At 37.6% G+C, this 20491-nt stretch carries 13 protein-coding genes; 10 read left to right on the forward strand and 3 right to left on the reverse strand.

The genetic code is table 11. The annotated features are described in order from the left end of the window. Positions 1-320: 320 nt before the first annotated feature. From thrS to IGJ32_RS04245, 4 genes are all read left to right on the forward strand, one after another. Entirely contained in the window at positions 321-2261 is a 1941-nt protein-coding gene (gene thrS / locus IGJ32_RS04230) for a threonine--tRNA ligase (protein ID WP_342082139.1), read from the forward strand. A 274-nt stretch (positions 2262-2535) separates the two neighbouring features. Continuing rightward, positions 2536-3390 carry a hypothetical protein gene (locus IGJ32_RS04235; RefSeq protein ID WP_342082138.1) on the forward strand — a complete coding sequence of 285 codons (855 nt, stop codon included), beginning with the start codon at positions 2536-2538 and terminating at the stop codon, positions 3388-3390. Positions 3391-3750: 360 nt separating this feature from the next. Continuing rightward, positions 3751-4599, forward strand: a complete 849-nt coding sequence (locus tag IGJ32_RS04240; RefSeq protein WP_010719648.1) for a MurR/RpiR family transcriptional regulator — start codon at positions 3751-3753, stop codon at positions 4597-4599. Between the two features lie 259 nt (positions 4600-4858). Continuing rightward, positions 4859-7012 carry a peptidoglycan D,D-transpeptidase FtsI family protein gene (locus IGJ32_RS04245; protein WP_207428678.1) on the forward strand — a complete coding sequence of 718 codons (2154 nt, stop codon included), beginning with the start codon at positions 4859-4861 and terminating at the stop codon, positions 7010-7012. A 72-nt stretch (positions 7013-7084) separates the two neighbouring features. Here the strand turns inward: IGJ32_RS04245 and IGJ32_RS04250 are convergent, their stop codons facing one another. After that, complete coding sequence (locus IGJ32_RS04250) at positions 7085-7894, reverse strand: Cof-type HAD-IIB family hydrolase (RefSeq protein WP_301554821.1); 810 nt, start codon at positions 7892-7894, stop codon at positions 7085-7087. A gap of 310 nt (positions 7895-8204) precedes the next feature. Between IGJ32_RS04250 and IGJ32_RS04255 the strand changes: the two genes are divergently transcribed. Both IGJ32_RS04255 and IGJ32_RS04260 read left to right on the forward strand, forming a co-directional pair. After that, positions 8205-9641: an NCS2 family permease gene (locus tag IGJ32_RS04255; RefSeq protein ID WP_034700533.1), complete on the forward strand. Its 1437-nt coding sequence runs from the start codon at positions 8205-8207 to the stop codon at positions 9639-9641. Between the two features lie 352 nt (positions 9642-9993). After that, a complete protein-coding gene (locus IGJ32_RS04260) occupies positions 9994-11190 on the forward strand; it encodes a multidrug efflux MFS transporter (RefSeq protein WP_342082137.1) in 1197 nt (398 codons plus the stop codon). A gap of 272 nt (positions 11191-11462) precedes the next feature. Here IGJ32_RS04260 and IGJ32_RS04265 read toward each other — a convergent pair whose 3' ends face one another. Then, positions 11463-11651: a YjzD family protein gene (locus IGJ32_RS04265; protein WP_010719643.1), complete on the reverse strand. Its 189-nt coding sequence runs from the start codon at positions 11649-11651 to the stop codon at positions 11463-11465. 224 nt (positions 11652-11875) lie between these two features. Here IGJ32_RS04265 and dnaE point away from each other — a divergent pair, with 224 nt between their 5' ends. From dnaE to pyk, 3 genes are all read left to right on the forward strand, one after another. Beyond that, complete coding sequence (dnaE, locus tag IGJ32_RS04270) at positions 11876-15190, forward strand: DNA polymerase III subunit alpha (protein ID WP_181914883.1); 3315 nt, start codon at positions 11876-11878, stop codon at positions 15188-15190. Positions 15191-15357: 167 nt separating this feature from the next. Further along, positions 15358-16320: a 6-phosphofructokinase gene (gene pfkA, locus IGJ32_RS04275; RefSeq protein WP_010719641.1), complete on the forward strand. Its 963-nt coding sequence runs from the start codon at positions 15358-15360 to the stop codon at positions 16318-16320. A gap of 120 nt (positions 16321-16440) precedes the next feature. After that, positions 16441-18225, forward strand: coding sequence for a pyruvate kinase (gene pyk / locus IGJ32_RS04280; RefSeq protein WP_010719640.1), 1785 nt, complete (start codon positions 16441-16443; stop codon positions 18223-18225). A 255-nt stretch (positions 18226-18480) separates the two neighbouring features. On the opposite strand, the gene IGJ32_RS04285 is transcribed toward pyk, so the two are convergent. After that, positions 18481-19383: a LysR family transcriptional regulator gene (locus IGJ32_RS04285; RefSeq protein ID WP_053765615.1), complete on the reverse strand. Its 903-nt coding sequence runs from the start codon at positions 19381-19383 to the stop codon at positions 18481-18483. A 504-nt stretch (positions 19384-19887) separates the two neighbouring features. On the opposite strand from IGJ32_RS04285, the gene IGJ32_RS04290 reads away from it, so the two are divergent. Further along, on the forward strand, positions 19888-20457 hold the full coding sequence (locus IGJ32_RS04290) for a YceD family protein (RefSeq protein WP_010719638.1): 570 nt from the start codon (positions 19888-19890) through the stop codon (positions 20455-20457). The last annotated feature ends 34 nt before the right edge of the window (positions 20458-20491 follow it).

Here is a 20491-nt window from a genome sequence, read left to right on the forward strand (position 1 = left end):
CCCACACTTGATTTTTCTTTTTATTAGTGGTTAAATAAACACATAGTTGATTGATGAGAAAGACAACTGAATTTGAGAGTCTTCGATAAGAGAGGAAAAGCTAGGCTGAAACTTTTCCAGAAGAAAACCAAAGGATGACCACTTTCGAAACCTTTGTTGAAACAAAGGCGGTCGTACCGTTATAACGCTCAAGGAACGTGTAAACGTTCGAAATTAGGTGGAACCACGAATCTTTCGTCCTAGTATCTCTTTTATGAGGTGCTGGGACTTTTTTATTGGTGTCAACTCATTCAATCAAAAAATCAAAGGAGGCTATTTTAATGATAAAAATTACTTTTCCAGATGGCGCAGTGAAAGAGTTTGATGCGGGAATCACGACTGCTGAGATTGCTGCAGATATTTCTAAAAGTTTAGCTAAAAAAGCATTAGCCGGTAAAGTGAACGGTCAATTGATTGACTTGAATCGTGGCATCGAAGAAGATGCATCAATCGAGATCGTTACACCTGACCACGAAGATGCATTAGCATTGGTACGTCACTCAACCGCACACTTGATGGCACAAGCTATGAGACGCTTGTACCCAAATATCCTTTTCGGTGTCGGACCAGCAATCGATTCAGGATTTTACTATGACACAGACAACGGTGAAAACCAAATCAGTGCCGAAGATCTTCCAGCAATCGAAGCAGAAATGATGAAAATCGTGAAAGAAAACTTACCGATCGAACGTAAAGTTCTTTCTAAAGAAGAAGCTCTGGAAATCTTTGCAAGTGATCCTTATAAAGTAGAATTGATCAGTGAATTACCAGATGAGGAAGTAATCACTGCTTATCAACAAGGAGAATTTATTGATTTATGCCGTGGACCACATGTCCCATCAACCGGTCGTATCCAAGTCTTCAAACTATTATCTGTAGCTGGAGCTTACTGGCGTGGAAATTCAAACAATCAAATGATGCAACGTGTCTATGGGACAGCATTCTTTGATAAAAAAGACTTAAAAGAATTTATTCGTCTACGTGAAGAAGCAAAAGAAAGAGACCACCGTAAATTAGGAAAAGAACTAGATCTATTTATGGTATCACCACAAGTTGGCTCAGGCTTACCATTCTGGTTACCTAAAGGTGCAACGATTCGTCGAACAATTGAACGTTATATCGTTGATAAAGAAATCAGCTTAGGTTACCAACATGTCTACACACCAATCATGGGAGATGTAGAATTGTATAAAACATCAGGTCACTGGGATCATTACCAAGAAGACATGTTCCCACCAATGGATATGGGTGATGGTGAAATGTTAGTTCTTCGTCCGATGAACTGCCCGCATCATATGATGGTCTATAAAAATGCGATCCATTCCTACCGTGAATTACCAATCCGTATCGCTGAACTAGGCATGATGCACCGTTACGAAAAATCAGGTGCGCTATCAGGTTTACAGCGTGTTCGTGAAATGACATTGAACGATGGGCATACCTTTGTACGTCCTGATCAAATCAAAGATGAGTTTAAACGTACGTTGGAATTGATGGTCGCAGTTTACGCTGACTTCAATATTACAGACTATCGTTTCCGTTTGAGCTATCGCGATCCGAACAACACGGATAAATATTTTGATGATGATGCTATGTGGGAAAAAGCGCAAGTGATGTTAAAAGCCGCAATGGATGAATTGGAATTGGATTACTTCGAAGCAGAAGGAGAAGCTGCTTTCTATGGTCCAAAATTGGATGTTCAGGTCAAAACAGCTTTAGGAACAGAAGAAACATTATCAACGATCCAATTAGACTTCTTGCTTCCAGAACGCTTTGATTTAACTTATGTTGGTGAAGATGGCGAAAATACACATCGTCCAGTAGTTATCCACCGTGGGATCGTTTCAACGATGGAACGTTTTGTTGCTTATTTAACTGAAGTTTACAAAGGAGCTTTCCCAACTTGGTTAGCACCGATCCAAGCAACAATCATTCCTGTTTCAGTTGAAGCGCATAGTGACTATGCTTATGAAATCAAGGAACGTCTACAAATGAAAGGTCTACGTGTCGAAGTAGATGACCGCAATGAAAAAATGGGTTATAAGATTCGTGCATCACAAACACAAAAAATACCATATCAACTAGTCGTTGGTGATAAAGAAGTAGCTGATGCAACGGTCAATATTCGCCGATATGGAAGCAAAGAAACTTCAGTAGAAGATCTCAACATGTTCGTTGATGCGATGGTTGCTGAAGTCCAAAATTATAGTAGACAAGGTTAATTTCAATAGTCGAAAAAGTGACCTGACTACCCTAGAATGTAAGATCAAACCGATGGTATCGAAAATCGAAAACGATTTTTGATACCATCGGTTTTTTACTAAGTGAATTGTTACGCTTCTCCCATATCTTTTTAAGAGTTAAAGCTAAATCGTGCAATTTGAAACAACAAAGCGATAATGAGAATCTTTTTTTCTGAAATTACGAAAAGATGAATAAGCAAGCCTTTCATCTTATGCTATTATTAGGTTGAAAAGGAAAAAAGGAGGGCTGAAAATGGGAACTTTTTTTACAAATAAAAGGCTAAATAAAAAAGGAAATAACGTAGCTCAAAATGAGTTAAGCGAGCAAACAAACGAAATGCAGTCAAAACAAGCCAATCGTAAAAAAAAGAACTTAGCAGTAAATTTAATCGTAAAAATTGAACATGCGATTAAACAAAGGAGTCAACATAAATCCACGAATCAAAAAAATTCGAAGTCCGTTGGTCCCGCTAAACGAATGTTGGAATTGATTAGGCGAGATTTTTCTACGCTTGAGAAAGTACTAAATAATACTTACCAGGAAATCCATAAGCTTGACCGCTCTTTCAGAACAAAAATGATCAGTTACATAAGAAACGATCGGAAAAGAATGGCAACAAAAATTCGTGCGTTCAAAACAACTTTGATTCCTCATAAAAGTAATTTTACGAATCAAATCGAAATAGCTCCTCGTGCTAAGAATGAAATGGAGAATATTTTACCTATAACGAAAATCAAAATGAAACAAAGAAATGAAGAGCAGACTAAACTTGGTCTCAGAAAAAATTTGTTTAAGCAGTTTTTCAACCGACTGTTATATTCCAATAGCCAAAAAATGAGGAATCAAGACCTAAACAAAATAGTAGTAGAAAAAATACAGCAAGAAAAATATGAAGAAAAACAAGTGTTGTTAACAATGGAACAAATATTAGCAAGATCGTCAAATAGAAATAATATGCCAGAACAACTTTTCAGTCGATCAATACAACCATTCGAGAATACTAAGGAAGAAAGACTAGCACAAATAAGTGAGAAAATCCAACATGCTATGAACTTCTCAACTTCTAGGAATCAATTAGGAGCAGCACATGCGGAACACCAACTCTAAAAGTTCTGTCATGACATCATTTATAAATTGGAGTTAAATACTCGTGACTTCTATCAAGAGTATTCAACGTGAGACGACAAAATTTTCATGATAAAGGGTGCAACAATCATATGAATGATAGGATAACCAGGAGCTGCAATCGTCCATTCTTCTTGAAAAATTAATCTTTTATCTAAGAGTCCAAGGCTTGCCTTGGGCTCTATTGCTGTAGCCGAACCTCATCAATTATTTTTTAGCTTCATACTTTTTCTCCAACATTTATTTACAGATGATGACAAAATTTCTTGTCAGACGTCACGATCTTATTAGTGGGATATGGTATACTTAGCTAGACTGGAAGAGAAAAAGGAAGTGAGACAAATGAGCGTTATTAGCCGTATTGAGAGCATGATGGAGGAGTATTCTTCAACTGAAAAAAAGCTCGCTGATTATATCATCAAAAATGTAGAAAAAATTCCCACGATGACTGCGAACGAGTTAGCAGAAGCTGCTGGGTTAAGTGCGCCCACAGTTGTCCGATTTTCCAAAAAAATTGGGTTTCAAAGTTTGACTGACTTCAAAATAAATATTTCGACCGAGTTACAAACCGGTATCGTTGAAGGCTTCAGTGATATTCACCCAAACGAATCATTTTATTCGATCAAACACATTTTGGGAAATAATGCGCAAGTGGCAATCAAAGAAACGGTGGACATTTTAAATGAAGAAAAAATTCAAGAAGTGGTTGAGACCCTGGAAAGTGCTGAAACAGTCTTTTTATATGGCGTGGGCGCTTCATCTTTAGTGGTGGAAGACATTTTGCAAAAATGGTCTAGAGTAGGCAAACCCATTATTTTTGAAAAAGATATCCATGTTTTACTTCCTCAATTAGTAAGCAATGAAACCAAAAAAGTATTATGGTTAGTCTCCAATTCTGGTAGTAGCGCGGATGTCGTAGCAGTTGGAGAAATCGCAAAAGATTTAGGCATTGAGGTAATTGCTTTAACGCAATTTGGAAATAATCCTTTAAGTAAGTTGGCGGATGTTGTTGTACAAACCTCACGTCCAAAGGAAATAACCAATCGAAGCGCTGCTACAAATTCTTTGCTGGCTCAGTTTGTTACTATCGATATTATTTTTTATTTATATATGACAAAGAATGAACAGTTGAAGGAAAAAGTTCGTGAAACCAGACAAGTAATTAAAGGATACTTTGGTTCAAAACGGTAAGAGCATTATAAAAAGTTTTCCACAGTAAAAATATCATTTGTTGTGTTTCACGATAAGAAAATGATAAATTAAATAAAAAACTTTATTTTTTAAAGGTTTGAATTGTTTGAAAACTTGACACGATTTTATCCTGTGAAACAAAAAAAGAATATCAACTTGAAATAAGTTAAAGAATTTATTAGTGATTTTCGTTTCTTCTTTTTTATTTCAAGAAATTTAGGTACAATGAAACATAACAGTAAGTAGGAAAAAGATAGGAATGATGAGAGAGTTTATGAAAAAACTATTAAACAATTCATGGATGGATAAATTGAAAAAAGGTACACAAGAGCCGAAAAACAAAACATTTCGACGTTCACATGTCCCTTTTCGGTTGAATTTTCTTTTTTTCATCATATTTACATTATTCGTCGCATTGATTGCACGATTAGGTTATCTACAAATCGTTAATGGCGAAGCAATGGAAGCCAAAGTGAAATCATCATCGACACTAACGATCCAAACCAGTTCTCCGAGGGGGATGATTTACGATTCGACAGGTAAACCATTGGTGACGAACCAAGCGAATCAAGCAATTACTTTCACCAGAGGAACAAAAATGACGGCAGAGGATCTGCTTAAAGTAGCGACAAGACTAAATCAATTAATCAATGTGCCAGTTGATGAAAATTTAACTGAACGAGATAAAAAAGACTTTTGGTTAGCTGATCCTAAGCATTTGAAAGAAGCAACGGAACGCTTAACAGCAAAGGAAAAACAACTTGATTCCAGCGATCAATACAAAGCGTTAGTTGACAAAGTAACTGATAGTGAAATCAACTTCAATGAAGAACAATTAAAAATCGCGACGATTTTTAAACGCATGAATAGTGCGTATGAATTGAACACGGTATTTATCAAAAATTCAGGTGTGACTGATCAAGAATTAGCGGTTGTTTCCGAACATGCTTCAGAACTACCTGGAGTATCCACAGGAACCGACTGGACACGTCAATACACGGCTGCTGACTCAATCAAAAGTATTTTAGGTAGTGTGACAACAGAAAAACAAGGTTTACCAGCTGATGAAGTAGATGAATACTTAGCTAAAGGCTATTCTCGTAATGATCGTGTGGGACAAAGTTACCTTGAAAAGCAATATGAAGATGTTTTACAAGGAACAAAAACCCAATATGAAGTAACCCTCGATAGTAATGGGAATGTAACGAATCAAAAAGAAATCTTTGCTGGTGAAAAAGGGTCCAACCTCATGTTGTCTCTTAACGCTGATTTCCAAGCCAAAGTCGAAAATATCTTAAAGACAAACTACCAAAAATTAGTGGATAGTGGAAAAGCAACTTATTCGCCAGGGGCGTATGCAGTAGCGATGAATCCACAAACCGGTGAGATATTGGCTATGACAGGATTTAGCCACCAAGAAGGGTCCAAAGAGTTGACAGAAAATGCTTTGGGGAATATTACTAGCGCCTTTACTCCAGGGTCAGTAGTCAAAGCAGGTACGTTAACTGCTGGTTGGCAAACGAATGTGATCTCAGGTAACCAAGTGTTAGTCGATGAGCCAATCAAATTACAAGGCTCTTCTGAAAAGAGTTCGGTCTTTAATCGAAGCGGGCGTATTGCAATCAATGCAGTCAAAGCACTTGAACTATCATCGAATACGTATATGATCAAAGTTGCGTTGAAAATGCTGGGATTGGAATATACACCAAATATGGGACTTCCTTCACTAAATGAAGAGTCAAAAGCCTATGAAGAATTACGTAAAGCGTTCAAACAGTTTGGTTTAGGAACAAAAACTGGGATTGATCTACCAAATGAATCACCAGGGATTTCTCGTTCTGTTGATTTTATGAAGAAATTTAATGCAGATAATGGTGCTCAATGGTACACACCAGGTAACTTTACTGACTTAGCTTTTGGTCAGTTTGATACCTATACACCGATCCAATTAGCGCAATATGCTTCAACTGTAGCCAATGGTGGTAAGAGAATCCAACCTCGTTTAGTCAAGGGAATCTATGGAAATGATGAAAATGGGAACCTTGGTCCGGTGAAAAAAGAGCTGGAAACAAAAGTCGAAGATACCGTTGATATTTCTCCAGCTGATATGTCGATCCTTCGTGAAGGATTCCATCAAGTTGTTCATGGAACAGATGCGTATACGACAGCTAAACCTTTAGCTAGTGCAAAAATGGATTTGTCTGCTAAGACTGGTACAGCCGAAACTGTAGCTGAAGGTCATCCAGATATTACCACAGTAAATAGTAATATCGTGGCCTATGGTCCGAGTGATAACCCACAAATTGCAATTAGTGTCGTTCTACCGAACTTATTAGATGAAAAAGATCATATGAATCTAGTCATTGCAAAAGAAATCATGGACACTTACTACGATATGTTCATGGCAAAATAAAAAGACCAACAACTAAAAAGACCGTTCCAGAGAAATACAATTTGTTTTCTCTGGAACGGTATTTTTTTGATTTTAAAGGGCTAATAAGTCTTCTAAATACGTAGCTAGGCCATCTTCTTGGTTGGTGTGTTCAGTGACATCGTTAGCAACGCCTTTTAATTGATCGGTACCATTTTTCATTGCAACTCCCCAGCCAGCATATTCTAATAGTTCCAAATCGTTATGTTCGTCACCAAAAGCAATGACATCTTTTTGATCGATATCAAGGTAATTGGCAATGCGATGAACGCCTTTGGCTTTTTCAATTCCTTTAGAAACGATTTCTAAAATGGCCATTGGTCCTCCCCAAGTACGAACATCAACAAAATGACCGAATTGACGGGTTAATTCAGCTGAAACTTGTTCAGCATAGCATTTTTCTGTTCGAACCAGTAAAGAGGTTGGATCAGTTGTCAGATTTTTAGGCGATAATAAATTTTGAGGGCTAGGATTTGATGCAGCAAAAATTTTTTCATCAAAAAAATCAAAGCTGTCAATAAAATAAGTTTCACGATTTTCTGCAGCAATGAAATCTAAATTCAATTGGCGTTTTTGAGCTAAAATCTCGAATACGATGCGTTTATCGATCGATGTTTCTTTTTCATGAGCCCAATATTGATTAGGGATATGTACTAAAGCACCGTTAAAGTTGACCATCGGTGTAGACAATCCTAATTGCTGATAATAATGATAACTCATTCGGAAGGGGCGCCCAGTAGCAATACTGACATGGTGACCAGCGTTAATCGCTTTTTTTAATGTTTCTTCAGTTTTTGAAGTAATGATTGAATCCGGATTTAAAGTTGTTCCGTCTAAATCAATGGCAATGAGCTTTCTATTCAAAAATGTCATTCCTTTCAATGCTAGTATGTGTTTCAGTCTAGCACATATATTTTTTTTAACAAGGTGCAAATGTAAGGGAAAAAGAAGTCTTTTTTAAATTAAAGAGAACGGATACATTTTGTTCAATAACCATTTATAAGGAAAAACACGAACATTAAGCATTTTTTTATTGCTTTTTTTAATGATTTTATTGAAAAGCGAACGAATTATAATTATAATCAATAATTGTTCGACGTAAACGGAATAGTTGACTTATTTTATTTTATTATTTGATTTTACGTCAAAAAAATTCAGGGAGTGGAAATTTTTTATGGAAAAGTTTTTCCAATTAAAGAAAAATAAGACAAATGTACCAACAGAAATCATGGCTGGGGTTACGACATTCTTTGCAATGAGTTATATCTTATTTGTAAATCCAACCATTTTGTCAGCATCAGGGATGCCTTTTCAGGCAGTGTTCTTAGCAACAATCATCGCTTCGATCATTGGTACTTTGGTAATGGGGTTGTTTGCAAATGTACCGTATGCGCAAGCACCTGGAATGGGATTAAATGCCTTTTTTACTTTTACAGTAGTTTTTGGATTAGGTTATTCTTGGCAACAAGCTTTAGCGATGGTCTTTATTTGTGGGATGGTCAACATTTTTATTACTGTGACCAAAATACGAAAATTGATCATTCATTCCATTCCTGAAAGTCTACAACATGCGATTGGAGGCGGGATCGGGATCTTTGTCGCTTATGTTGGGATCAAAAATGCAGGATTTCTCTCTTTTTCAGCTGATCAGGCAGCAATCACTAGTTCGGTGGTTGACGGAGGCAAGGCAACGAATGTCACAATCAATGGTGGGATCGTTCCAGCTTTAGCCAACTTCAATAATGCACCGATTTTATTAGCTGTGATCGGTTTGATTTTAACAGCGATCCTGGTGGTAAAAAATGTTCGTGGTGCGATGTTGATCGGGATCGTGGCAACCACTATCTTAGGGATTATGATGGGGGTCGTTGATTTAAGTACGATTGATTGGCAAGCTAATTCATTAGGAAGTTCATTCAAAGAATTAGGCACGACTTTTGGTGCTGCTTTTGGACCAGAGGGGATGCAATCATTATTTAGTGATTCTTCAAAGATTCCACAAGTAATCATGACAATCATTGCGTTTAGTTTATCGGATACATTTGATACGATTGGGACGTTCATTGGAACAGGTCGCCGTACGGGGATCTTCTCAAAAGAAGATGAAGAAGCATTAGAAGATGGCAAAGGTTTCAAGACAAAAATGGATAAAGCGCTCTTTGCCGATGCCATTGCGACATCTGTAGGAGCAATCTTTGGAACATCAAATACGACGACTTATGTAGAATCTGCTGCAGGTATCGGTGCTGGTGGACGAACAGGTTTGACCTCAGTAGTGGTTGCAGTCTTATTTGCATTAAGTAGTTTCTTTTCACCATTGATTTCTATCGTTCCAACTCAAGCAACTGCACCTGCATTGATTTTAGTTGGTGTGATGATGATGGCTTCATTCACAGATATCAATTGGCTTGACCTGGAAGAAGCACTACCAGCATTCTTTGCTTCAATCTTTATGGGATTATGTTATAGCATCTCTTATGGGATTGCTGTCGGCTTCATTTTTTACACGATCGTCAAAGTAATCAAAGGGAAATTCAAAGAAATTTCAATTCCATTATGGATCGTTGTGGTCTTGTTTATCCTTAACTTTATTATTTTAGCAACGATGTAAACCAGCCCAACTGGTAGCTGAACTATTTTCTTAAAGAACCAGCTAAAAAGTCAGGAAACAGCAACATGAGTAAGTTTACAATAAAAAGTAGCACAAATTTAATAAGAAAAAACGCTTTTTGCCATCACCATTTGAATGATTCGAAAAAAGTAGTATTTGCACTCTTAACGATTTTATATAGTTGTTAAGAGTGTTTTTTTGTAACATAAGATTTTCACTGTTAAGATAGTAAATAAGTAGAAGATAGTACTGCTCGGAACAAAACCTTTCGTCTATATAGTAACAATACATAATTTATGCTGTTTCAAAAAGAAATTTTTTGCAAAGAAACATAAAGAAATGAGGATGATCAATGAAGATACAATGGAAGAAAAATTTATTCGTGGCTTGGATCGGCTGCTTTTTTACAGGGGCTAGTTTTAGTTTAGTTATGCCATTTATTCCTGTATATGTAGAACAATTGGGTACACCAAGTGATCAAGTTGAGTTGTTTTCCGGTCTAGCGATATCTGTTACTGCCTTTGCTTCAGCTATCGTAGCGCCAATATGGGGGAATTTGGCAGATCGTAAAGGACGAAAGCTCATGATGATCCGAGCTGCCGCAGGGATGACGGTAACGATGGGATCGTTGGCCTTTGTTCCCAATGCGTATTGGTTACTGGTCATGCGTTTTTTAAATGGCATTTTATCAGGTTATATTCCTAACGCGACTGCGATGATTGCTTCACAAGCGCCAAAAGAAAAAAGTGGTTGGGCATTAGGAACTTTATCGACTGGAGCGATTGCCGGCAGTTTGATTGGGCCATCTATGGGAGGTGCGCTGGCACAGTGGTTTGGTATGGGGAATGTTTTCTTGATTACTGGGGTATTATTACTTGTAACAACACTTTTAACCATTTTCTTGGTAAAAGAAGATTTTCAACCAGTAGAAAAAAATGATATGATCAGTACAAAAGAAATCTTTGCCAAAATGGATCATTTATCCATTCTGATCGGATTATTTGTGACCACTTTGATTCTTCAAATTGGTATCACAACTATCAGTCCTATTTTGACCTTATATATTCGTGAGCTAAGCGGGAATTCAGGAAATATTTTATTTGTTAGTGGGTTAATCGTTTCGGTTTCAGGTGTGTCTGCAGTTTTTTCATCTCCTAAACTAGGGAAATTAGGGGATAAAATAGGGAACCAAAAAGTACTGCTTGCAGGGCTAACCTTATCTTTTTGTTGCTACTTGCCCATGGCTATTGTAGCGACCCCTTTACAGTTGGGGATCTTACGGTTTATTCTTGGTTTTTCGACGGGAGCGTTAATGCCATCCATCAATACACTCATCAGTAAGATCACGCCGCCAGAAGGAGTGAGTCGAATCTATAGTTACAATCAAATGTGTAGTAATTTTGGACAAGTCTTTGGACCGATGGTGGGCTCGACGGTTGCGCATGCCTTTAACTATCGCGCAGTGTTCATTGCTACAAGCCTCTTTGTTTTATCTAATATCCTATTATCTTTATTTAACTTCAGAAAAGTTCTTCGGCAACGCTTCTGATCAGATGATGAAAAGATCGTGTGTCGCTGTCTTTAAAACCTCGCAGTTCCGATGACACTAGGGAAGAATTTGTTGAAATAACCGCTCATGTTTTGAGAAATTCAGGCTTATTTCAAGGAACAACAATTATTCATTTTTGCGCATGATAAAGAGCCCGGGACGATCTTTTGTCCCAGGCTTAACTTTTCCACTCCAAAAAGTTAATGGAAAGCGAAATGATTTTATCAAAATACATAAAAAGGATGAGACTGCGTCCCACCCTCATTTGGCTTTTATGAATGTGATGAGGCTTCTTTTCTAGGAGTTGCCAATGCACCAAGTAAAATGACAACAACGCCTGCAACCAATGAAATAATCGTTGTTAAAGTAAAATCATAGCCACCGCTTGTAAGAGCCCCACCAATGTAACCTACGACTTGACCTAAGACAAATGACCAAAATAATGTGACGATATATCGCATAAAGAACACCTCTTTTCTAAGCTTAGTTTACCAGAATTTTGCTGAATGTAAAGAAAGCTAGTTGTAAAAAAACAAGTTTTATGATTTAACCAGTCCATGTGATAAAATAATAAAAATGCAAATCAAAGAGAATGATTACAAATGCGTTGTCGTTTATCCTATACTCATAGTAGATAAATGAACGCATTGATTAATTGTCTAACTATACAAAAGGTGGAATGACCATGTTTTTCCCACAATTATATACAAAAACCTCCTATTCGCTGTTGCAAAGCACGATCAGGATCCAAGATTATGTCCAAAAGGCAAAAGCACTAGGTTATACAGTCCTAGGAATAACTGATCAAGATGTACTGTATGGGATACCCGAGTTTTATCAAACATGTATCAAAGAAGGAATAAAGCCAATTGTCGGCATGCTCCTTACTTATACTTATGAGTCCCAAGCTTTTGATTTATTGGTATATGCGAAAGATGGCGTTGGCTACCAGCAATTGATGAAGCTGTCGAGTAAAAAAATGATTCAAGAAAGTCTCGCATTATCAGAATTTACAGAATCAGATCATTTGATTTTCGTCGTTCCTCCCCAACGTTCTGTGGTAGCTGAATTTAATCAAACAGAGACCTTTACTGCCCATTGGCAAGCACTCAAAGAAAAAGTAGGTCGACAAGATTTTTATGTTGGAATCACTGAAAGTTTCTCAGAACTACCAAGTGGTTGGGTAACGTTCCTAGCAGAAAACAATTATTCCTTATGTGCATTACAACCTATTGCCAGCTTAAGACAAGAAGAACTGTTTGCGCTTGAGACGATGAAACATCTTCGAGCTGGGAGCCAACTTTCTATGGAAGCAATCAACCAACAAAAGATAGAAACTAAAACAGGTTTTTTACTTGCTGAAAATGAAATGATCCAACGGTTTAATGAAGCACAGTTGGTTGATGCGCTAGAGGGTGCGCAACGTTTAGTTCAATCGGTTTCCTTTGAATTTCAATTTCATCAAAAGCTGCTGCCTCATTACCCAGTACCAGATCAGAAAAGTGCTGGTCAGTACCTTGATGAATTGTGCCACGCAAAATTAGCAGAGCGAGTCGAAGAAATCACTCCTGAATATCAAGAGCGTCTAGCATATGAGTTGTCGATTATCCATCAAATGGGCTTTGATGATTATTTCTTGATCGTGTGGGACGTCATGGCGTTTGCTCATCGAGAAAAAATCGTGACTGGCGCTGGACGAGGATCAGCGGCTGGTTCATTAGTTGCATATATCTTGGAGATCACCGATGTCGATCCGTTGCAATATGATTTGCTTTTTGAGCGTTTCTTAAACCCAGAACGTTATACGATGCCAGATATCGATTTGGATATCCCTGATAATCGTAGAGAAGAAGTCTTGAATTATGTCAGAGAAAAATATGGACAATACCATATGGCGCAAATTGCAACGTTTGGGACGATGGCGGCTAAGATGGTGTTAAGGGACGTGGCTCGTGTCTTTGGTTTATCACAAAGCGAAGCCAATCGATGGTCAAAGGCGATCCCTAATCAGTTGAAAATTACCTTACCCGAAGCATATCGGACATCGAAACCCTTAGTGGAGTTAGTTCAGTTAAGTGAAAAAAATCAATTACTATTTAAAACAGCTTCGATTTTAGAAGGATTGCCTCGACATGTCTCGACTCACGCAGCGGGTGTTGTGATCAGTGATAAGAATCTATTAGATCTGGTTCCATTACAAAAAGGATCAGATGAAGCATTTTTAACTCAATATACGATGAATGACGTGGAAGCAATCGGACTACTCAAAATGGATTTTTTAGGATTGCGAAATCTTTCGATCATTGATTACGCATTGAAAGCTATTAAAAAAGTAGAAAAGAAAGAAATTCGATTGAAACAAATTCCTTTAAATGATCCTAAGACACTTTTTCTCTTTCAACAAGGAGACACTACAGGGGTTTTCCAATTTGAATCGGCAGGTATTCGCAATGTTTTACGCCGATTAGGACCAGAAACAATTGAAGATATTGCGGCGGTCAATGCGTTATATCGTCCAGGACCAATGCAAAATATCGATACGTTTATTTCCCGCAAAAAAGGAAAAGAAACGATCCATTATCCTGATGATTCCTTAATGCCTATTTTAAAAAACACATATGGTGTCATCGTGTATCAGGAACAGATTATGCAAATCGCTGCAAAGATGGCTGGTTTTTCTTTGGGCCAATCGGATATTTTGCGTCGAGCAATCAGTAAAAAGAAAAAAGAAGTGATTGACAAAGAGCGGGAACACTTTGTCAGTGGGGCAGTAAGTCAGGGCTATTCGAAAGAAAAAGCGGTCGAAGTCTATGACTATATCGAACGTTTTGCCAATTATGGTTTCAATCGCTCGCATGCGTTTGCTTATTCATTTGTTGGGTTTCAAATGGCGTACCTCAAAGCCCACCATCCAGGCGCATTTTTTGTTAGTTTACTAAATTCGGTTCGACACAATACGACCAAATTAAAAGAATACATCGCTGAGGCAAGAAAGAAAAAATTAAAACTAGCAGCACCTTCCATTAATCAGAGCTATTATGGCTTTGAGCTGATTAATCCAGAAGAGATTCGTTTTGGTCTAACTGCGATCAAAGGTGTCCGAAAAGACTTCATTGAGGATATCTTAAAAGATCGAAAAGAAAATGGCGCTTATCAATCAGTGGATCAATTCTTGATTCGTTTAGATAAACGCTGGCTAAAATTAGAGTTGATCCAGTCATTAGTAGCGGTGGGCGTATTTGATGAATTGGCACCGAATCGAAAACAATTGATGCTCGATTTAGAAGGAAAAATACAAAACATTATTTATAGTGGTGGAAGCTTAGATCTCCTAGGGATCATGGCTTTAAAAGAAGAAGAAGTGGCTGACTATTCTTTAGAAGAAAAGCTGCAATTAGAAGAGGAATATTTAGGCGTTTATCTTTCAGGGCACCCAACAGAAGGCTATGAACGCTTGAAATTAGCTAAAAAAATCCGGTTAATTACTGAAGTTATTCCGAAACAAACAGTCAGTGTATTAGTGATGATTAAAAATATCCGTGAAATCAGAACTAAAAAAGGGGAGTTGATGGCTTTTGTTGAAGGAACAGATATCAGTGGAGAAATCACGATCACTGTATTCCCCAAATCCTATCGACAATTTCGTTCATTGTTTGAGTTGAATAAAGTGATCTTTGTTCAAGGACGAACAGAAACGAGTAAATACAACCAAGAGTTGCAATTGATTGGCGAAAATTTTGCTGATCCTGTAGAATTAGAAGAACAATATCAAGATCAGACTTGCTACTTACGAATCAAAGAAGAATTTGATGATCCGCAAACGATGAAACAATTGCAAACTATTTTTCAGAAACATTCTGGGTACATTCCAGTCGTGATGTACCATGAAAAGAATCAACGGAAAGTAGTGCTGGCAGAAGCTTATTGGGTCGATGGAAGTAAGAGCTTGAAGAGTCAATTAGCTTACTTGCTCCAACCAGAAAATGTTGTTTTCAAATAACTTACGGTAAAATATACTATTTGCTTTCATTTTTTTTCATTTTTTTATCAGTAAATCAAGACAATTGCTAAAAATAATGTTAGAATGTTAGTCGTGGTTAACGCAAAGAAGGTTATTAACCTAAGCATTGCTTAGGATAAAGTATTTTAATGAGGTGAATGATTATTATGAAACGCATTGGAATTTTGACCAGTGGCGGAGACGCACCTGGAATGAATGCTGCTATTCGTGCCGTTGTTCGTAAAGGGATTTATGAAGGGCTCGAAGTATATGGAATCAACTATGGATTTGCTGGATTAGTTGCAGGAGATATTCGTCGTCTAGATGTTGCAGATGTGGGTGATAAAATCCAACGTGGTGGGACATTCTTGTACTCTGCACGTTACCCTGAATTTGCGACTGAAGAAGGTCAATTAAAAGGGATCGAACAATTGAAAAAATTCGGTATCGAAGGTTTAGTTGTTATCGGTGGAGATGGCTCTTACCATGGAGCAATGGCATTGACAAGACGTGGATTTCCAGCTGTTGGTGTTCCAGGAACAATTGACAACGATATTCCAGGAACTGATTTCACAATCGGTTTTGATACAGCAATCAACACAGTTTTAGAATCAATCGACCGCATTCGTGATACAGCAACTTCACACGTTCGTACGTTTGTTATTGAAGTAATGGGACGTAACGCTGGCGATATCGCATTATGGTCAGGTGTTGCCGGTGGCGCAGATGAAATTATCATTCCTGAACATGATTTTGATATGGCATCTGTGGCTAAAAAAATCCAAGAAGGCCGCGATCGTGGTAAAAAACATTGCTTGATCATCTTAGCAGAAGGCGTAATGGGCGGAAATGAATTTGCCGAAAAACTTTCTGAATATGGTGATTACCATACACGTGTATCCATTTTAGGACACGTAGTACGTGGTGGCTCACCTAGCGCACGTGACCGTGTGTTAGCAAGCAAATTTGGTGCTTATGCTGTTGACTTGCTTCGTGCAGGTAAAGGTGGTCTATGTGTGGGTATCCGCGACAATGAAATGGTCGCTGCAGATATCATCGAAACACTAGAAAGCAACAAACACAAACCAGACTTATCACTTTATGACTTAAATAACTCACTTTCATTCTAAGATTGAAAGCCTGTTATTTTAAATTTAAGCTATAGTTAAAAATAGGTATAGCTTGTTATCTTTGTATTTAGGCTTTAACCAGCTTTAAATAAACAAAATTGAATGGGAGAGTTTTGTAAAATGAAAAAAACCAAAATCGTTAGTACATTAGGACCAGCAAGTAATTCAGTAGAAACTATTTCTAAATTGATTGAATCTGGGGCAAATGTCTTCCGCTTTAACTTTTCACATGGTGATCATGAAGAACAATTATCACGTATGACAATGGTCCGTGAAGCAGTTAAAAAAACAGGTAAAGATGTAGGTATCCTTTTAGATACAAAAGGTGCTGAAATTCGTACAACTGTTCAAGGCACAACTGAAGCTGATTTTGGTCGTGCAGGATACATCAAATTTGAAGTAGGAGATAAAACTCGTATCTCAATGGATCCTGAACATGTAGGTTCAAAAGAAAAAATCGCTGTTACTTACCCTGGACTATTTGAAGACGTTCATGTAGGTGGACACATTTTATTCGATGATGGCTTGATCGATATGGAAATCATTGAAAAAGACGAAGCAACTCGTGAATTAGTTGTAGAAGTGAAAAATGCTGGAATGCTAGGATCTCGTAAAGGGGTTAATGCACCAGGCGTTTCAATCAGCTTACCAGGGATTACTCCTAAAGATGCAGATGATATTCGTTTTGGTCTAGATAACGATATCGACTTTATCGCTGCAAGTTTTGTACGTAAAGCGCAAGACGTTTTAGATATTCGTGAAATTTTAGAAGAAAAAGATATGACACACGTTCAAATCTTCCCTAAAATCGAATCACAAGAAGGAATCGACAACATCGACGAAATCATCAAAGTTTCTGATGGTGTAATGATCGCTCGTGGTGACATGGGTGTTGAAATTCCTGCCGAATTAGTTCCAATGGTTCAAAAACGTATTATCAAAAAATGTAATGCAGCTGGTATCCCAGTAATCACAGCAACACAAATGTTGGAATCAATGCAAGAAAACCCACGTCCAACACGTGCAGAAGCTTCTGACGTTGCCAATGCCGTATTTGACGGAACTGATGCAACAATGTTATCAGGAGAATCAGCAAACGGTGACTACCCTGTAGAAGCTGTTGCAACAATGGCTCGTATTGACCAACAAGCTGAAAATGCATTATCAGAATTAGGTACTTTCCAATTAAACGAATTTGATAAAACTGATGTGACTGAAACAATCGGTCTATCTGTAGCACGCGCTGCTAAAAACTTAGGCGTTAAAACAATCGTAGCTGCAACTGAATCTGGTTATACAGCTAAAATGATCTCAAAATACCGTCCAGATGCTGACATCTTGGCTGTTACTTTTGACGAACGTACAAAACGTGGTTTGATGCTTAACTGGGGTGTTTACCCAACAGTTGCTGAAAAACCAACAACAACTGACGAAATGTTTGAATTAGCTGCTCAAAAAGCAGTTGACTTAGGCTTTGCTTCAGAAGGCGATTTGATCTTGATCACTGCTGGTGTACCAGTTGGTGAACGTGGAACAACTAACGTAATGAAAATTCAAATGATTGGTTCAAAATTATTAGAAGCTCAAGGCGTTGGTCAAAAATCAGTCGTTGCAAATGCAGTTGTTGCTTCATCAGCTGAAGAAGCAATCAAAAAAGCAAAAGACGGCATGGTTTTAGTTGTTCCAACAACTGATAAAGAATATATGCCTGCAATTGAAAAAGCAGCAGCAGTTATCGTTGAAGAAGGCGGATTGACTTCACACGCAGCAGTTGTAGGAATTGCACAAGACATTCCTGTAATCGTTGGTGCACAAGATGCAACTTCAACAATCACTGATGGCGAGTTAGTAACTGTAGACTCACGTCGTGGTATTGTATACCGTGGCGAAACAACAGCAATCTAATTGGCTTCGCTGATCATCAAAAAAGGATAAGACCTAGGTCTTATCCTTTTTTTGTTGATTTTTAGAGGGATCATGAGACAACATTCATTGTGGCAGAATGATCGTTCTAGTGTTTAGTCTACGGGTTTAAAACGAAATTTTTCTGATGTTACCTAAGGTGTCAATTAGAGAGGACCAGCAGACTACCGTCCAATCATAATTTATTGTTTATTCAAAAGTGTTAATTATTATTCATTTCTATTAATAGCCATTCAATTAAGATTTGTTCTTCTTTTGAGTTTTCATAAATTGTTGGATGACCTCAACCACGTTTTCTTGTAAAGGAGTCGGAATTTGCTGAGTACGCTTAGCAAGTGAAATCAGAAAGTGCGGCTGGAGCTGATCGGAAAGTGGGATCGATACGAGATGATCTTCAGGGTGAATAGCAATTTCAGTTAAAAAACCAATCCCGATATTTTCTCGAATCATGCTTTTCAATATGGCTAAGTCATTGCTTTGGTAAACAACTTTAGGTTCAATATGTGCCTGTTTAGCTAACTTTTTAAAAGCTGCAGGATGAACGTAATGCTCGTTCAATAAAACGAATTGTTCAGCTGTTAGGTCGCTAAAAGAAATCGTTTGTCGGTCAGCGAAAGGATGAGTAGGAGCAACAACAATCATGAAACGCTTGTCTAAAAGTAATTCGATCTCTAATTTTTGATCGATAATTGGTTGGGTGGAGCCTAGGATCGCTAAATCGATTCTTCCTTGGTGGATCATGCCATACAAATCTCTCGAACCACCATCTGTAATCTCAATTTGGTCCATTAGCTGAGATTTAATAAAATAACTGGATAATTTCGGGAAATATTCATTGCCAATGATTGGTGGCATTCCAAATCGTAATTTCTTTTTCTGTAATTGCGTAATCTCTGCTTTTGCCATCTTGATCTCTTGCAAGATAGATTGTGCATGGATAAATAACTGTTTGCCAGCAGGGGTAATCACTAATTCGTGGTGTGAACGATCTCTCGTGATAAGAACTGCGTCAAGTTCTTTTTCCAGGCGCTTAAGTGCATAAGTGATCGTCGGTTGACTAACTTGAAAGTACTTGGCTACCTTGGTAAAATTCTTTTGCTTGACGATTTGAACATAATATTCGATATCTCGTGTGTTCATAACAAGCGTCTGCTCCTTTTTCTTATAAATATTGTTTATTGTAGTTCATCTTGAATACTTGAGCAAATAGAAACCATCAAGTATGTAAGCCACAGAACAACTTGTAGAAGAATTTAGCCGGATAAACGATCAAAACTGCTGTTTTTATACCGTTAGTTATCATTCTTGGTTAGTAAAAATCGTTCTTCTGTAGGAATGATCGAATGTTATTCTAAAAATCATCAGTTAATTTTGGGGTAAACATATAGTTTACGAACCAATAAGGAGAAAAAGTCAAAATTTACAGAGAGTCTTTCACGTAATAGAGAAAAAGTTTAGTTAAAAAAATGGATTCTCTATTAGTTGCGAGTTGCCATGGAAATTTGTTCGTAAATAAAAATAAGACAACATAACGAATAAATAAAAAAAATGTTTTTTAATGAAGTGTAAGGTGTCAAGAAAATTTCATTGACAAGGACCTTTTTGCCCTGTATAATTGCTTTTGTTGCTTAGGAGTGATGAAAAATGAAATGGTCCTTACTCGAATTGAGAAAATACCAAGAGACACCGTTAACATTTCATGAGACCCTTGATCTTAAAGCGGAACTCATGGAGCGAGACAATTTAATACTAGATGTTGCGCCTGTTGCAGTCCAAGGGTTAGTCTCAGTTGATAAAAAAGGCTATCTGGTTCATTACACTGTGCAGACGACTCTGACTGTTCCATCTACGCGTTCTTTAGAACCGGTTGAATTACCGATGGACTTTGCTGTTGACGAATTGTTTATGACAAAAGAACAATATCAACTCAGAGATGACCAATTGTCTGCAGAAGAGATTTTGTTAATCGAAGATGCAAAACTTGACCTGACAGAATCAATTGAAGACAACATTTTATTGGCAATTCCGATGCGCGTATTAACTGAGGAAGAAGAACTCGCAACTGACCTACCGAAAGGAACAGATTGGGAAGTCGTTTCCGAAGAAGAATATGAGCGTAGAAAATCAGAAGATGCCAAGACAAAAGTAGATCCTCGTCTTGCAAAATTATCGGAACTTTTTGATGAACCATCAAATGAAGATGATAAAGCGTAAGATTGGAATATATTGCATCAATTAAGGTGCAAGA

This window comes from Enterococcus sp. DIV1639a, from assembly GCF_050530445.1.
Taxonomy (GTDB): domain Bacteria; phylum Bacillota; class Bacilli; order Lactobacillales; family Enterococcaceae; genus Enterococcus_B; species Enterococcus_B hirae.

Bases quoted from the DNA above. Each gene is read 5' to 3' on its own strand.
- pyk (WP_010719640.1), top strand. From the start codon at position 16,441: ATGAAAAAAACCAAAATCGTTAGTACATTAGGACCAGCAAGTAATTCA.
- IGJ32_RS04285 (WP_053765615.1), bottom strand. From the start codon at position 19,383: ATGAACACACGAGATATCGAATATTATGTTCAAATCGTCAAGCAAAAG.
- thrS (WP_342082139.1), top strand. From the start codon at position 321: ATGATAAAAATTACTTTTCCAGATGGCGCAGTGAAAGAGTTTGATGCG.
- IGJ32_RS04235 (WP_342082138.1), top strand. From the start codon at position 2,536: ATGGGAACTTTTTTTACAAATAAAAGGCTAAATAAAAAAGGAAATAAC.
- IGJ32_RS04290 (WP_010719638.1), top strand. From the start codon at position 19,888: ATGAAATGGTCCTTACTCGAATTGAGAAAATACCAAGAGACACCGTTA.
- dnaE (WP_181914883.1), top strand. From the start codon at position 11,876: ATGTTTTTCCCACAATTATATACAAAAACCTCCTATTCGCTGTTGCAA.
- IGJ32_RS04255 (WP_034700533.1), top strand. From the start codon at position 8,205: ATGGAAAAGTTTTTCCAATTAAAGAAAAATAAGACAAATGTACCAACA.
- IGJ32_RS04260 (WP_342082137.1), top strand. From the start codon at position 9,994: ATGAAGATACAATGGAAGAAAAATTTATTCGTGGCTTGGATCGGCTGC.
- IGJ32_RS04240 (WP_010719648.1), top strand. From the start codon at position 3,751: ATGAGCGTTATTAGCCGTATTGAGAGCATGATGGAGGAGTATTCTTCA.
- IGJ32_RS04245 (WP_207428678.1), top strand. From the start codon at position 4,859: ATGATGAGAGAGTTTATGAAAAAACTATTAAACAATTCATGGATGGAT.
- pfkA (WP_010719641.1), top strand. From the start codon at position 15,358: ATGAAACGCATTGGAATTTTGACCAGTGGCGGAGACGCACCTGGAATG.
- IGJ32_RS04265 (WP_010719643.1), bottom strand. From the start codon at position 11,651: ATGCGATATATCGTCACATTATTTTGGTCATTTGTCTTAGGTCAAGTC.